This is a genomic window from Chitinophaga japonensis (genome assembly GCF_007830125.1).
Lineage (GTDB): Bacteria > Bacteroidota > Bacteroidia > Chitinophagales > Chitinophagaceae > Chitinophaga > Chitinophaga japonensis.
In genome coordinates this window covers 1,039,502-1,052,225 of the sequence record NZ_VLLG01000003.1, presented here as the reverse complement: position 1 = coordinate 1,052,225, position 12,724 = coordinate 1,039,502, and the positions used below count along the sequence as shown (strand labels likewise).

Annotated in this window: 9 protein-coding genes; 1 reads left to right on the top strand and 8 read right to left on the bottom strand. The window is 54.3% G+C overall.

Features of this window, described 5'->3' with window-relative positions:
• The 6 genes from LX66_RS13295 to LX66_RS13270 form a co-directional block, all read right to left on the bottom strand.
• On the bottom strand, positions 1-3,036 hold the full coding sequence (locus LX66_RS13295) for a TonB-dependent receptor (RefSeq protein WP_145714207.1): 3,036 nt from the start codon (positions 3,034-3,036) through the stop codon (positions 1-3).
• A 9-nt stretch (positions 3,037-3,045) separates the two neighbouring features.
• Entirely contained in the window at positions 3,046-4,035 is a 990-nt protein-coding gene (locus LX66_RS13290; RefSeq protein WP_244620436.1) for a FecR family protein, read from the bottom strand.
• 2 nt (positions 4,036-4,037) lie between these two features.
• Positions 4,038-4,607, bottom strand: a complete 570-nt coding sequence (locus LX66_RS13285; RefSeq protein ID WP_145714203.1) for an RNA polymerase sigma factor — start codon at positions 4,605-4,607, stop codon at positions 4,038-4,040.
• Positions 4,608-4,723: 116 nt separating this feature from the next.
• Positions 4,724-5,194 (bottom strand): VOC family protein, encoded by a 471-nt coding sequence (locus LX66_RS13280; protein WP_211366206.1) that lies wholly within the window; start codon positions 5,192-5,194, stop codon positions 4,724-4,726.
• Between the two features lie 71 nt (positions 5,195-5,265).
• Positions 5,266-6,081: an AraC family transcriptional regulator gene (locus LX66_RS13275; RefSeq protein ID WP_145714201.1), complete on the bottom strand. Its 816-nt coding sequence runs from the start codon at positions 6,079-6,081 to the stop codon at positions 5,266-5,268.
• Positions 6,082-6,195: 114 nt separating this feature from the next.
• Positions 6,196-6,879, bottom strand: a complete 684-nt coding sequence (locus LX66_RS13270; RefSeq protein WP_244620390.1) for a M57 family metalloprotease — start codon at positions 6,877-6,879, stop codon at positions 6,196-6,198.
• A 512-nt stretch (positions 6,880-7,391) separates the two neighbouring features.
• Here LX66_RS13270 and LX66_RS13265 point away from each other — a divergent pair.
• Complete coding sequence (locus LX66_RS13265; protein WP_145714197.1) at positions 7,392-8,192, top strand: OmpA/MotB family protein; 801 nt, start codon at positions 7,392-7,394, stop codon at positions 8,190-8,192.
• A gap of 61 nt (positions 8,193-8,253) precedes the next feature.
• On the opposite strand, the gene LX66_RS13260 is transcribed toward LX66_RS13265, so the two are convergent.
• Both LX66_RS13260 and LX66_RS13255 read right to left on the bottom strand, forming a co-directional pair.
• Positions 8,254-11,856 (bottom strand): TraB/GumN family protein, encoded by a 3,603-nt coding sequence (locus LX66_RS13260; RefSeq protein ID WP_158642627.1) that lies wholly within the window; start codon positions 11,854-11,856, stop codon positions 8,254-8,256.
• Positions 11,857-11,950: 94 nt separating this feature from the next.
• Positions 11,951-12,703, bottom strand: coding sequence for an SDR family oxidoreductase (locus LX66_RS13255; RefSeq protein WP_145714192.1), 753 nt, complete (start codon positions 12,701-12,703; stop codon positions 11,951-11,953).
• Positions 12,704-12,724 lie beyond the last annotated feature (21 nt).

Below are 12,724 nucleotides of genomic sequence, written 5' to 3'. Positions count from 1 at the left end.
TTAAAGCCGGAAGCTGATACCGGCGCTGCCCCACCATCCGTCTATATAGGTGTTCAGCGGGTATTGCGCAGTGCCCAGGTAATCGCCGCGTTTTGCCCGGGTCAGGTTGCTGAGGTTCAGCACGGCCTTCAGCCGGGGTGTGATCTGCTGGCTGGCGGAGAAGTCCAGTTGCGTGCGGCCTTTCTCATGCTCGTCCAGTTCCGGCACATCGCCTACGGATGCCAGGAAAGCGGCAAAGAAATAAGCGGACACGCGCCCGGAGAAACCATGCTTCTCATAGGTCAGCGATACATTGCCCACATGCGGCCGCATTTCCGGCAGGGCAATATCGCGGGTGGTGACGATGCCCGGCACCGTCAATTTTGAGTGGATATAGCTGTAATTGGCGTAAATGCCCAGACCGTTCAGCACGCCGGGCAGGAAGGTTAGCTGCTGCTGCCAGGCTATTTCAATGCCGTACACCTTGCCATTGGCGCCGTTGGACACGGTGTTGATACGGTACCCGTCAAACTCGCCGCCCTGCTGCTCGTAGGAATAGTCGAACAGCACATCTTTTACATCCTTGTAGAACACGCCGCCGCTCAGCAGGCCGATGGAGGCAAAATAATGCTCAAACAGGAAGTCGTAGTTCGTGGCGGTTTCTTCCACCAGGTCCGGGTTACCCTGGTTGATACGGCTCCTTCTTCTTTCAATCTCCTTCCAGGGCACCAGGTCGTAATAATTCGGGCGGGACAGCGAACGGGTCACAGCCGCGCGCAGGTTGGTGCGCTCTGACAGCTTGTACTTTACATTGAGCGAAGGATAGAAGCCATGAAAGGCATTGCGGTGATCGATCTTCGTGGTGGAGATGTATTTGCCGGTTTCATCCATCAGCACTTCATTACCGGTATAGTCAAAAGAGGTACGTTCAAAACGCACGCCGGTCACGATATCCCATTTTTTCATGCGGAAGGTGCCCATCACGTAAGCGGCCGCCAGGTCTTCCTTCCCGTTATAGGAATCCGGGTCTGTATTCTGCCGGGTATAGGTAGGATCTTCGCTGAACCTGCTGCCGTTCTCCCGGAAATACTGCTCCATGCGCTCCGTTTCCGGGAAGCCATGCAGATGCGTATAGCCGTCCAGGAAATCCTTTCTCTCGTAGCCGGACAGGTAATCGGACAGCCTGAAATCGGGTTCATCCTCCAGCAGCACATGATTGTAATAGTTGCGGAAACGCTCGTTGGTCTTATAGCGGTAGCGGCCCCCGAACTTGATGGCCAGGCTTTTGTCCTGCCCCAGCTCAAAGGTGCGGGTAGCGTTCAGCGTTACCTGGGCGTCTTTATCATCCACCCTTTCATGGCGGTTGATATAGTTGCGGGTGGTATAGTTGCTGAGATCATTGGCCGCTGCATGGTCAAAATGTATCACCGGGAGATCGGGCTGTGAAAGGTCCAGGCGGGCGGACTGGTCTTCCAGGTTAAAGGAAGCGTTCCAGTATTTGGGCTGGTCATAGAGGCCTTTGTTCAGGTTCACGTCATAATCTACCTGGAACTGCCGCAGCAGGGTTTTACCACCGAAGTTGAGGGTGATGATATCGCGGTGATAGTCGCGCCAGCGGCCTTCACGGTAAATGGTCATGTCCGTCACATGATCCTGCCCGTCGTATTCCCCTATGCCGTAGCCGATGCTGCCGGAATACTGGAACTCGTAATATTTGTTATAGATGGTGCGCAGGTACAGGGAAGTATTGGGGCTGGCGTCATAGCTGAGGTCCAGGGTCAGGCCCAGGTTCTTCCGGTCTATTTTAAAGGCCTCGCTGGTAATGCTTTCCGGCTTGCGGGAAGTTACGCCTTCCACTTCAAAATCCTCGTAAGATATATCCATCCGGTCCTGCCCGCGGGTAGACGCGAAGTAGCTGGCGCTCAGCAGGTAGCCCAGCCTTTTCCGCTTGCGGCCGTAAGAAAGGGAGAGATCATAATTAGGCTTTTGCGTCAGCGCATTGTACCCGATCAGCGCCTTGCCGCTGAGCACAGGCGTGGCCTCCTGGGCGCTTTTGCTGATGATGTTGATCACGCCACCGGTAGCGTCCGCATCCCGGTCGGGCGTCAGGGTTTTGATGATCTCGATGGATTCCACGGTATTGGACAGCACGCCGTTGAGGTCCGTGGTGCGGGACTGTGTTTCTGTTGCCGGCACGCGGTTCCCGTTCAGTTGCACGGCGTTGCGGGTAGGGTCCAGGCCGCGGATGATCACGTCCCTTGCCACGCCATAACTATAGCCTACCGCTACACCGGGCACACGCTGCAGGGACTCGGACACGGTATTATCCGGGAACTTTTCCATCTGCTCCTGCGCCAGCACATACTTTATGTTATCCGCGTTCCGCATGGCGTTGAGCGCCTTTGCCTCCCCGCGGCGGATGCCCGTTACCGTTACCCCGCTCAATGCTTTGGTCAGGGACTCCAGCTCAAAGGTGAGCTCCAGCAGTTGCCCCTCTTCCAGCACCACCTGTTTTTCTGCCATGCCAAAGCCCAGGTAGCCGGCCAGCAGGGTATATTTGCCGGGTTTGATATCCGCCAGCAGGAATTGCCCGTCCTTATCCGTGGTAGCGCCGGCCGCGGTACCTTTGATCCGGACAGTGGCGTAGGGCAGTATCTGCCCGTTGCTTTTATCCAGCACGCGCCCTTTGATCACGCCGGGCTTCAGCACGGGCGCCTTTCTTAGCGGGCGGAGGTATACTTTGTTGCCCGACAGTTGCGCAGTACAGTTATTACCGGCCAGCACGCGGTCCAGCACTGCATCCAGCGCAGCATTGCGCACACGGATGCTGACCGGCGCCGTTTGCCGGATGTCCTCCTCGTAGTAGGTGAACGCCAGGCCGGTAGCCTCCTGCAACTGCGTTAGCGCCTGCTGCACGGTGCCCTCCTGCAACTGCAATGACACCTTGTAATCGCTGAGGCGCTTTTCCTGCGCGCCTGCTGCCAGGCAAAGGAAGAACAGGATGGGCAACAGGATGCCCGTGCGCCTGGGAAGAACGCGGTAGACTTTTGATCTCATAGTATGTTTTTATTTTTTTCTTTGTAAGAAAATGATGTTGTCCCTTGTGAAATAGTCTATTTTACCGGACGCCTTCAGCGCCGTGAGAATGCCGTTCAGTGTAGGTTTGTCAAACATGGATGAGAAGCGGAGCGCGCGGAGCGCCGGCTCGCTGAATACCACCTTCACATCAAAGTACCTTTCCAGCAGGGCGGCCACTTCGTGCAGCGGGGCAGCCCGGAAAATGAGGCCGCCGTTCTGCAGCACGCCGGCCTCTGTTGCGGGTATGCGCCTGATCTCCCAGCTATCCTCCTGTATGTTGTAACGGAACGACTGGCAGGGCAGCAGCGTGGCCAGGTCCTGCCCCTCCTCCTTCAGTATCTTTACTTTTCCTTCCACCAGCGTGACCCGCAGTTGCTGCGCGCTGTCATATTGCATATGAAAAGCAGTGCCCAGCACTTTGGTAACCAGTTGCTGCGTGTGTACCAGGAAGGGACGGGCGCTGTCTTTCGTGATGTTAAAGAAACCTTCACCGGTAAGGATCACCTCCCGCTTGTCCGCATCAAACTCATTCGGGAAGCGGATGCTGCTGAGCGGCGCCAGCCGCACGGTAGATCCTTCGGGGAAAGTGATAACGGTAGCGCGTCCTGCAGCCGCCTTTATCTGCTGCCAGGCCGCGGCTTTCCGCTCCGGCTGTTTGCGGGACTGGATGAAGAACAGCAGGGCGGTGAGCATAGCCGCCAGGGAGCCGGCCATGAGGAGCCACCTTTTCCGGTAGCGTTTGCGGGAACGGGCCACCGGCGCCGGATGATGCAGTTGTGAGATGGCGCGCAGCCTTGCAAAAGCCTCCCCCTCCTCTTCCGCCGCTACAAAGCTGCCTTTCAGCTCCCCGTAGAGATCGCGGCAGGCCTGGGACGACAGGAAAAGATGGCGCCAGCGCTCCTCCTGCTCCTCGTCCGCTTCCCCGGCCAGTATGGCGTACACCAGTTCCCAGTCAATATGTTCCTGCGTTCTGCCCACTGTCAAATACCTTGCTTTGAATGTTTGAATTGTATCCTGAAGTATTCCCGCAACCGTTTATGGGCCTTGTGCAACTGGAAGTGCACGGTGCCTTCCGAAAGCCGCAGCAACTGCGCAATCTCGAGAATGGTATATTCATGGAAGCGGTATAGCCGGAAGATCTCCCGTTGCCGGTGTGTGAGGTGTTCCAGCGAACGGTGTATCTCCGTTTCAATATCCCTGATCCGGAAGGAAGCAGGCGTATCGGCGTAGTCGTTACAGTATTCCCTTTCGATGGAGTCGCTCAGCTCCTCCACGATCAGTATCTTTTTGCGCAGTACGTTAAAGGTGGCGTTCCTGGCGGCGGTGGAGAGGTAGGCCTTTACATTCTTTTCTATAATGATGTCTTTCCTTTTCTGCCATAGCTGGTGCAGTACATCCGCTGCAATCTCCTCGGCATCCTCGCTGTTGTTGCTGTAATGGAAAGACACCTCCCGCAGGACGCTGTAATATTTCACAAACAGCACTTCAAATGCCTTGTGGTCGTCCTGCCGGATGTATTCCATTAAAAGCTCGTCTACATGTTGGCTCATGCTGCGGTGGATCACTTGTTCATACTAAAAGACACAAGTTTCGCAGCATATTTATACAATAGTATGTTATGGAATGGTTAAGCCTTGAAACAGGCGCCGTTCCCGGCGCCTGGCAGTCAGCCTTCCGCGGGGGTATACTTCACAATATCGATCCCCACGCCGTTGGGGTCCTCTATGGCAAAATGCCGGTCACCCCAGGGCTCGTCGCGGATATCGATCTTAATGGGCACGCCCTTCTTTTTGATCTCCTGGTACATCTTGTCCACGTCCTCCACCTCGATGGTCAGGTACATGCCCTGTCCCTGGAAAGGCGGGTGAAAGAGCGGTTGCTGGGAGGGGTGGTTGGGCAGCAGGAAGCTGATGGCCGCTTCGTGGCCGGGCGTGTGCAGCAGGAGGTAGAACTCATTCTCAAAAGTGACCCCGAAATTCAGTATACCCGTGTAGAAAGCCTTGCTTTCGGCCAGTTTGGTAGTAATAATGCCTGCATTCAGTTTCATGGTGCTGGTGTTTTTATGGGTGATGGTATTTTGTGCATAAGCGCCGGCGGCGATGCAAACGGCGGCAAAAAGGATGGATAATCGTTTCATGCGATGCGGATGTTTTGAACAGTACAAAATTGCGGTGATCCGCAGCGGGAACATTGTAAAAATCGGACAACTTAGCGGCCGAAAGCCTTCCCGGGCGTAACGCCGTAAAAGTTCCTGAACTCCTTGATAAAATGGGCCTGGTCATAATAACCGGCATCAAAGAAAAGTTTGTTCTTCCGCAGGCTCTGGGAGGAAGGCTTGGCCCGGAGTATGTTTTGAAAGCGGACCACCTTGCTGAAGGTTTTGGCATTGTCCCCGATATAAAACCCGAAAAGGCGCCGCAATTGCCGGGAGCTGATGCCGGTATCCAGGTCTGTCTCCACGTTCAGCACGCCGAAATGCTTCAGGATAATGGCAAGGGCTTCATAAAGCCGGTTGTCCGCATCCAGCGTGATATTGGAAAGATGAGCGGTAAAGTACCCGTCAAACAGGGCTTTGACCTGTGCAGGGGTTTGCCCCGGCCCAAAAGTGCCTGCAATAAACCGGGAGGCGGCGGGCACTACGGCAGACAGGTGCTCAAAGCGGTTGCTGATCTCCGCGGCATTCACTTTAAAAAGCTGGGGAAACATGGTGGGCAGGAAGCGGACCCCTACATAATGAAATGAATTGTTCAGCGGGAACTCGGTATATTTTTTACAAAAGCCCATTACAAAGTTCTCCCCGGGATCATTCAGCTCAAAGAAAATATCTATGCAGCCATCCGCCACTACCCGGTAGTTGAAAGGCTCCTGCAATGCCCGGGTGGTTTTCAATTCCCAGTAGCAGTAGATAAAATCCTGCAGTGAGGGATCAGGTAAAAATTCATAGTAGGTCACATGATCAGCGGTTTGCTTTACCGTAGGCTGGATGGGCATGTAGAGCTGCCTGACCGCTGCGAGTATTTCCATGGTGTGCTGCTGTTTGTAGGCGGTGTAAATATAGCAAGATAACCTGAAGCTGAGGACTTTCAAAACAAAAAGCGGCCCGTACACAGGCCGCTTTCTTGCTGTTCATGCCAAAGTTTATAGCGGATAGATGATCTGTGTGGCCAGGACATCCCCGGAAGTAAACCCTGCCCAGGGCAGGATAAATGAATTCATAACAGAGTTGGGATCTGATGTAGGAGTGCCGGGTATATGGATACCGCTGGTCTGGTTGGTGTGGTGGAACCCGACGGTGTGGCCAAACTCATGGGTAATGGTGAAGAGCTTGTAACTGGCTGACAGGCTGTTGTAGTAGCCGTTGATCTCCACGCTTACGCCCGGCAGGCCACCGGAGGGCAGATAGGCCCTGGCTACCCAGTTGGCATTCTGGTAGCCCATAAACACCACGCAATGCGCATTGGACTGGCTGGTGGTAATAGACATACCCAGCCTGGTGCCGGATATGGAGTTCCAGTTGTTCACAGCGCCCTGTACGGCCGTTCTCCAGGCAGTGGGCACACCGGGATCAATGTAGATCCTGACATTGCTGTTGTATGAATTGCTGATAAGGCTGGTGTGGCGCCGCTGTTCTGTCTGTACACCACCGGCCTTTTCTTCCTGCCAGTCGGCTACGCGTTTTTCCAGTTCCGGCATGGTCATGATGATGTCCTGTTCAATGATCACGCGATCCTTTTCAAAAACGATCTGCTGACCGTCAAATCCCTGGCTGACCAGGTACTCGGTCATGGTTTCCACATCAGCAGCAGGTGATGCGTCCTTCATTTCTTTATCTTTCTGGGAACAGGCCGCAAAAAGCAGCATTAGTAAACAGCCGAAGACGGCTCCGGGGAGGTGGAGTTGTTTAGGGTACTTCATAGTAAAACAAATTTTTAGTGTCCAACAATAGACTAAAACTAAGGCAGGTGGCCTGTAATGAGCCTGCAGTGTGTTGGTAGCGGGGAAAAAATATATTTGTTAGTTTTAGTGGCGCAGGAAAGCCAGCCCCATCTCATCGCACGATCTGGTTTATATTTTATATAAACCGGTTTATGTCTTATATAAACTGGTTGGGCTAAAACCCGAACCAGGTTCATGTTTACCCCCCTGGTTTACTGTGGAAGCCCCCCGGTTTATGTTTGATGCCCCTACCCCCACTCCTGCAAGGGGATAGTTAAACCAATACCGGCATAAAGTTTGCCCGCTCACCGTATCACAATAGATAAATCATTATTTTTACTGATGCCAGCTTTATTATTAACCGATCATTATTTATATATTAATCCAAAATTTTAATTATGAAGCATGCCGGAAAGATGCTTTCCCTGTGGGCAGTTGCATTGATACTGCTGACGGGTTGCGTTTCAAAGCGGAAATATCTTGATTCACAGGTAGCAGTACGCTTATTAAAGAGCGACAGCGCCACGCTGGCCAACCGGGTCAATAACCTGGAAGCCATGGTGGCCCAGCAAAAACGGCAGATCCAGGCGCTGAGCGCTGCCAATGAAGATGCCACCGCCGCCAGCAGCCGGCTGCAATCACAGCTAAGCAGCAGCAAGGAGGCATATGCCGCACAGCAGCAAAAACTGGAACAGCTCCAGGCCCTGCTGGACCAGCAAAAACAACAGGCCGAAGCACTCCGGCAAAAGATGGCGGACGCCCTGAGCGGGTTCAGCGCCAGTGACCTGAGCGTTACCCAAAAGAACGGGAAAGTATATGTGAGCCTAAGCGAGAACCTGTTATTCCCCTCCGGCAGCGCCGCGGTGAATGCACAAGGCAAGGACGCGCTGGGCAAACTGGCCGAGGTGCTGATCACCAACCCGGATATATCCGTGAATATCGAGGGACATACCGATTCCATTCCCATCCGGATCAAGTACCAGGATAACTGGGCCCTGAGCACGGCCCGTTCCACTGCCATTGTACGGATACTGGTAGACAACTACCATGTGGACCCTACCAAGATCGTGGCATCCGGCCATAGCTGGTACGACCCGGTGGATACCAACAGCACTCCGGAAGGAAGGGCCCGGAACCGCCGGACGGAGATCATATTGTCGCCGAAGCTGGATGAGTTGTATAAATTGCTGGGAACCTGACGCTCCCGGCGGAAAGATAAAAAGAAGCACCGTTGTCCGGCCGGATAACGGTGCTTCTTTTTTAATGCGATTCCCGCTGCTGCTCCAGGTAATCATGATAGGCCCTGGTAGCCATGGCGGAGAGCTGTTCCTTGTCAGTCACTACGCTTGCATCGTCTACCGGGTGTACCAGCTCCGGATCAAGGTTAAAGCTGGCCGCGTCCGGTGGATGGGGACCATTCAACAGGTAGTGCCAGTCCTCGTCCTCACCGGATTGATAGCGGTATAGTATAAGCGAAGCAGCGGGGCCTTTCCCCTCCGGTACTTTTACACGGGTCACCTGCTCAATAGCCGTAGGATAATAGTCATCAGACAGGTAATAGGCCACATAGGCACGTCCCAGCAGCTCCTGGCTAAGCAGGTGACGGATAGCCGGCAGCTTTTTATTCTTTTTTACTGCCTGGATAAATGTGTAGGCAATGTCATTATTGGCCAGGATGCTGTTCAGGATGCTGTCATGCACCGGCATATCCCGGTTGATCAATCCGCGTGCAGCCAATGCCCGCAATGACATCGAACTGTCGGCCAGTAACACCCGGAAGCTCTTTGCAACCGCCGCCGGCATACCCGGTAATGCCAGTACCTGGCCGGTCATCAGCACCTCATGCTCCCGGTACCAACTGCTGTCTTCATCCTGCGCCCGGTTTTTCCATTGCGCCAATTGCTGCTCGAATAGTTGTACCACGCCCGGCACCAGGCGTTCCAGCCCATATTGCTCAAACCGGGGAGCCATCCACAGGGAATCATCATTGGTATAGGCTGTGAAGGATCGCAGAAAACTCCGGGACCGGCCGGCTGTGGCGATCATGGCGGGCAGGTATCGCTGGTACAGGCTGTCTTCTTTGAAAGTATAGCTGAAAATACTCCAGCCGGCAGCACTTTCCGGCAGTGCCGGGGCCAGGCGCAGAAAGGTGCGGACGGCAGAATCCGTGGCCAGCCCGTTCAGGAAGCGCAGGATATCTTTTTGTTGCCGGGGGATCTCCGTATCCCGGAACAACCTTTCAGCCGCAGCTACCACGGAGTCATTGGCTACGTTTTCCAGCGCAAGCAGCAACCGCACCCTGGCCCTGCTCTCACCGGTGTCTGCCGGGAAGGGCCTGGCCAGCGTGCTGATAACAGGAGCAACATCCGAGCTGTCAGGTTCAAGGTGGCGCAGGTAAGCGCTGGCCTGCGCGAATGCTGCAGAATCGCTGCTTTGCAGGTCCCTCAGCAGCATGGACAGCTTTTTCCGTTGCAGTTGGAGGGTATCTGCCTGCTGGCGGCTGCCCGGGCGAAAGGCGGCAAAAAATTGCTGCGCATGGCCGTTCGCCGCCAGCTCCTCCGGCTGTATGGCTGTCAGCCGGTAGATGGTATGCCCCGCAACCACCGCTTTCCGGAACATATGCAAGCCGGTATGCCGTCCTTTCATCTCCGCTTCATACGCGGGCCGGCCGCCGGAAATATACCGGCGGTGGCCCATTACAATGAAGGTAGCGTCTTCAGGAGTCAAAAAAGTTTTCAACAGGCTGTCCGGGTTAATATGATGGTAAGGGCTGTACCTTTCTACCTCTATGGTATACATGGAATAGGAAATACTGTCCATGGCAGTATAGTACCAGCGCTCAACGGGTGATGAGAAACCATAGCTGACAGGACGGCCGCTGAACTTGCCAGGCCCGGTTATCGAAAAGCTGCTGTCCTCCGGCACAAAGGGAACCACCGGCGCCTGCGCCTGCAAGGGCAGTACCCGGAAACTGCTTTGGAAGCGCTGCCAGTAGCGGCTGTCTGTAAGCGTGCTGTCATAAACACAAAGCAGGCAGTAAGCCAGGTTGCCCCGGGGAATGAACTGTAAACGGGATACATAGCCGTTGGCATGCTGGTAGGCGAACGTGTGCAGCGGCAAACCCGCGACGGTCACCACCGCCGAATCGATTAACCGCAACGTGCTGTCCCCGGCGAGCAACAGCTTGCGAAGGTCCTGCAACAACGTATGATCATTGATGTTATAGTAACCGCTCTGCATCTTCTCTACCCGCAGCACATATGAAATATGATTAACATCGTCCAGCGCAGCATACGCCTCTTCCGGGCGCGCGCCCTCCTCATTGCCATTTGTGACCGCATGATTGGCCCCGGCAGGCAGGAGGACTGAAAAACCCAGTTGCGGGCGCAGCAGCGTGTCGTATACCGCCACCGGCCGTACAATGTCGTAGAAGCGAACAGAATGAAAAAAGTCCTTCCTGGCGCTGCTGTCTGCTTCCTGTGAGCTGTGCATAAATACAAACGCCCTGTTATTGCGGATGAACAGGCGGATGTAGTACGGCATGCCCCTTTGCTGCAATACGGCTTCTGTGCCTGGTATATTGCGGTAAGTAATGGGATAAGACGTTTTCAGCACGGCATTTCCCTGCCGGGCCATATTATTGATCAATGAATTGACCAGCGTGCGCTTATCCGCTGCCAGCATTGGAACATCAATTGAAAAGGCAAAACCCGCTTCCCCGTCATTGCCTCCGATATACATTTTCCTGTTCACATTAGGTATCGGGTAAGCGATCGGTACACCCGGCAGCGTAACGCTGTACCCATCCACTACCCTGCTCAGCGAATATCCTTTCAGGCTGTCCAGCCGGCTGAGATCGCGCTGCGCCATACCCGTAAAAGTGGCCTCCACCGGCGTAATGCGATATCCTTTTTCCCGCAGCAGGGATATGATGCCTGCTGCGCCGGGCAGGTGAGCAACGCCTACGGCGGCAAACACGCTGCCTTTCCTGATCAGGCCGGACAGGTTGACCGCCATTTCCTGGTTGCGCGATTCCAGGTTCAGGACTTCGCTGTGCTCCTTATACTCATTCACCGTTTCCTGTATCTTTTGCAGGTCGCCCTCGTAATACAGCTCAACCAGGTTATCCAGGTAAGCTGCCCTTGCGGTAAGACGGTCGGCCCTGTCCTGCGCATTCCCCTGGCCGGCCTGCCTGTAGCCAAGGCTCCAGAGGAATGCGTCTTTCTCCGCCTCCGAAACATCGTCGCTTACAACAGGTAGTTGATTGGTTATTTTCTCCAGGCTGTGCACCGGTTTATCCAGCCTGGTGGCCTTCTGGTGCAGCCAGCCATCCAGGAACATGCTTTCCGGCTCCCGGCCGGAGGCCGTATCCTTACCGAGCGCCTCCTCCTCATCTATCAGCAGCTTCTCCACGAACCAGAAATGCTTCAGCCTTAGCTGGGCGATAGGCACCCCCGCTTTCTCCATCACCAGGCTGTCCACGTACCGGTACTCGTCCGGATCCAACAGGCGGATCATATAGTTGGAAGTATCCAGTATGGGGCCTCCGGGCGACAGCATATACGCCATCATGGAGTCCATATTTACTTCCATGGCAAAAGAGGATGCCGTCTGCAGCGCGGCAAGCACGGAATCGCTGAACTCAAACACCCGCCTGTCTGTAAGGTGCATGGTGCCAAAAAGGTAGGAAGGAGCAGAAAGGCCGGGGCCTTCAATACGCCAAAGCAACTGGTAATGCGGCCTGTTATCATATTGTGCCTGTACAACCACTGTTTGCAGGAGCAAGGCTAACAGCAGCAATATGGTAAACCGGGAGGAACGCCCGGCATGCCTGTGCCGGTACATGGTATAGGAGTTGAACATACCGCAAATGTAACAGGAATCTGTTATATATAAAACAGGGGCCCTCGTTATACCTTTCCCGGAAGGCTTTATAATTTCTAATGCCCCCTCCCTGCTACTGGTTGGCCCCTCCGTTAACCAGCAGGTGCTGGCCGCTGACAAATGAGGACAGGTCACTGGCAAAGAATTCGGCAATGTTGGCCACATCCTGCACTTCAGCCAGGCGCCCCATGGGACAACTGTCTATCAGCGATTTTCTTAATTCCGGGTAGCTACCGGCTTCGGTAAATATCCCCGAATGGTCCACCGCAAAAGGGATAATGGAGTTTACTGTCACCCCCCGGTGCCCTATTTCTTTTGACAATACGTCTACCAGGTACCGCGGCGTGGTTTTGCTGCCGCCATACACCGCCATTCCCGGAACCGGGAACACCGTAGTGCTGGAGGCAACGTAAATGATACGTCCGTTGTTTGCTACCTGCAATGCCGCCTGCTGCATCGTAAAGTAAGCACCTTTGGTGTTGATGGAGAACAGGCGGTCAAACTGCTCTTCGGTAAATTTGGTCACCGGCGTTTCCACCATCTCGATACCCGCATTCGCCACCACGATGTCTATCTTGCCGAATGCGGCTTTCGCCTCCCCGAAAAGACGTTTTATATCCTGCACTTTGCTTACATCCGCCTGTACGGAAATTACTTTCACGCCCATTGCCCGGATGTTGCTTTCTACTTCATCAACAGATACTTTGTCTTTTGAATAGTTGAGCACAATATTGGCGCCCAATGCGGCATAACGTTCTGCAATGGCTTTTCCCAGCCCACGGGCAGAGCCTGTTATCAGGGCTGTTTTTCCTTTAAGTGAGTTCATTTTAAAATATTTTCCCGGTTA

Bases quoted from the DNA above. Each gene is read 5' to 3' on its own strand.
- LX66_RS13295 (WP_145714207.1), bottom strand. From the start codon at position 3,036: ATGAGATCAAAAGTCTACCGCGTTCTTCCCAGGCGCACGGGCATCCTG.
- LX66_RS13285 (WP_145714203.1), bottom strand. From the start codon at position 4,607: ATGAGCCAACATGTAGACGAGCTTTTAATGGAATACATCCGGCAGGAC.
- LX66_RS13280 (WP_211366206.1), bottom strand. From the start codon at position 5,194: ATGAAACGATTATCCATCCTTTTTGCCGCCGTTTGCATCGCCGCCGGC.
- LX66_RS13275 (WP_145714201.1), bottom strand. From the start codon at position 6,081: ATGGAAATACTCGCAGCGGTCAGGCAGCTCTACATGCCCATCCAGCCT.
- LX66_RS13270 (WP_244620390.1), bottom strand. From the start codon at position 6,879: ATGAAGGACGCATCACCTGCTGCTGATGTGGAAACCATGACCGAGTAC.
- LX66_RS13265 (WP_145714197.1), top strand. From the start codon at position 7,392: ATGAAGCATGCCGGAAAGATGCTTTCCCTGTGGGCAGTTGCATTGATA.
- LX66_RS13260 (WP_158642627.1), bottom strand. From the start codon at position 11,856: ATGTTCAACTCCTATACCATGTACCGGCACAGGCATGCCGGGCGTTCC.
- LX66_RS13255 (WP_145714192.1), bottom strand. From the start codon at position 12,703: ATGAACTCACTTAAAGGAAAAACAGCCCTGATAACAGGCTCTGCCCGT.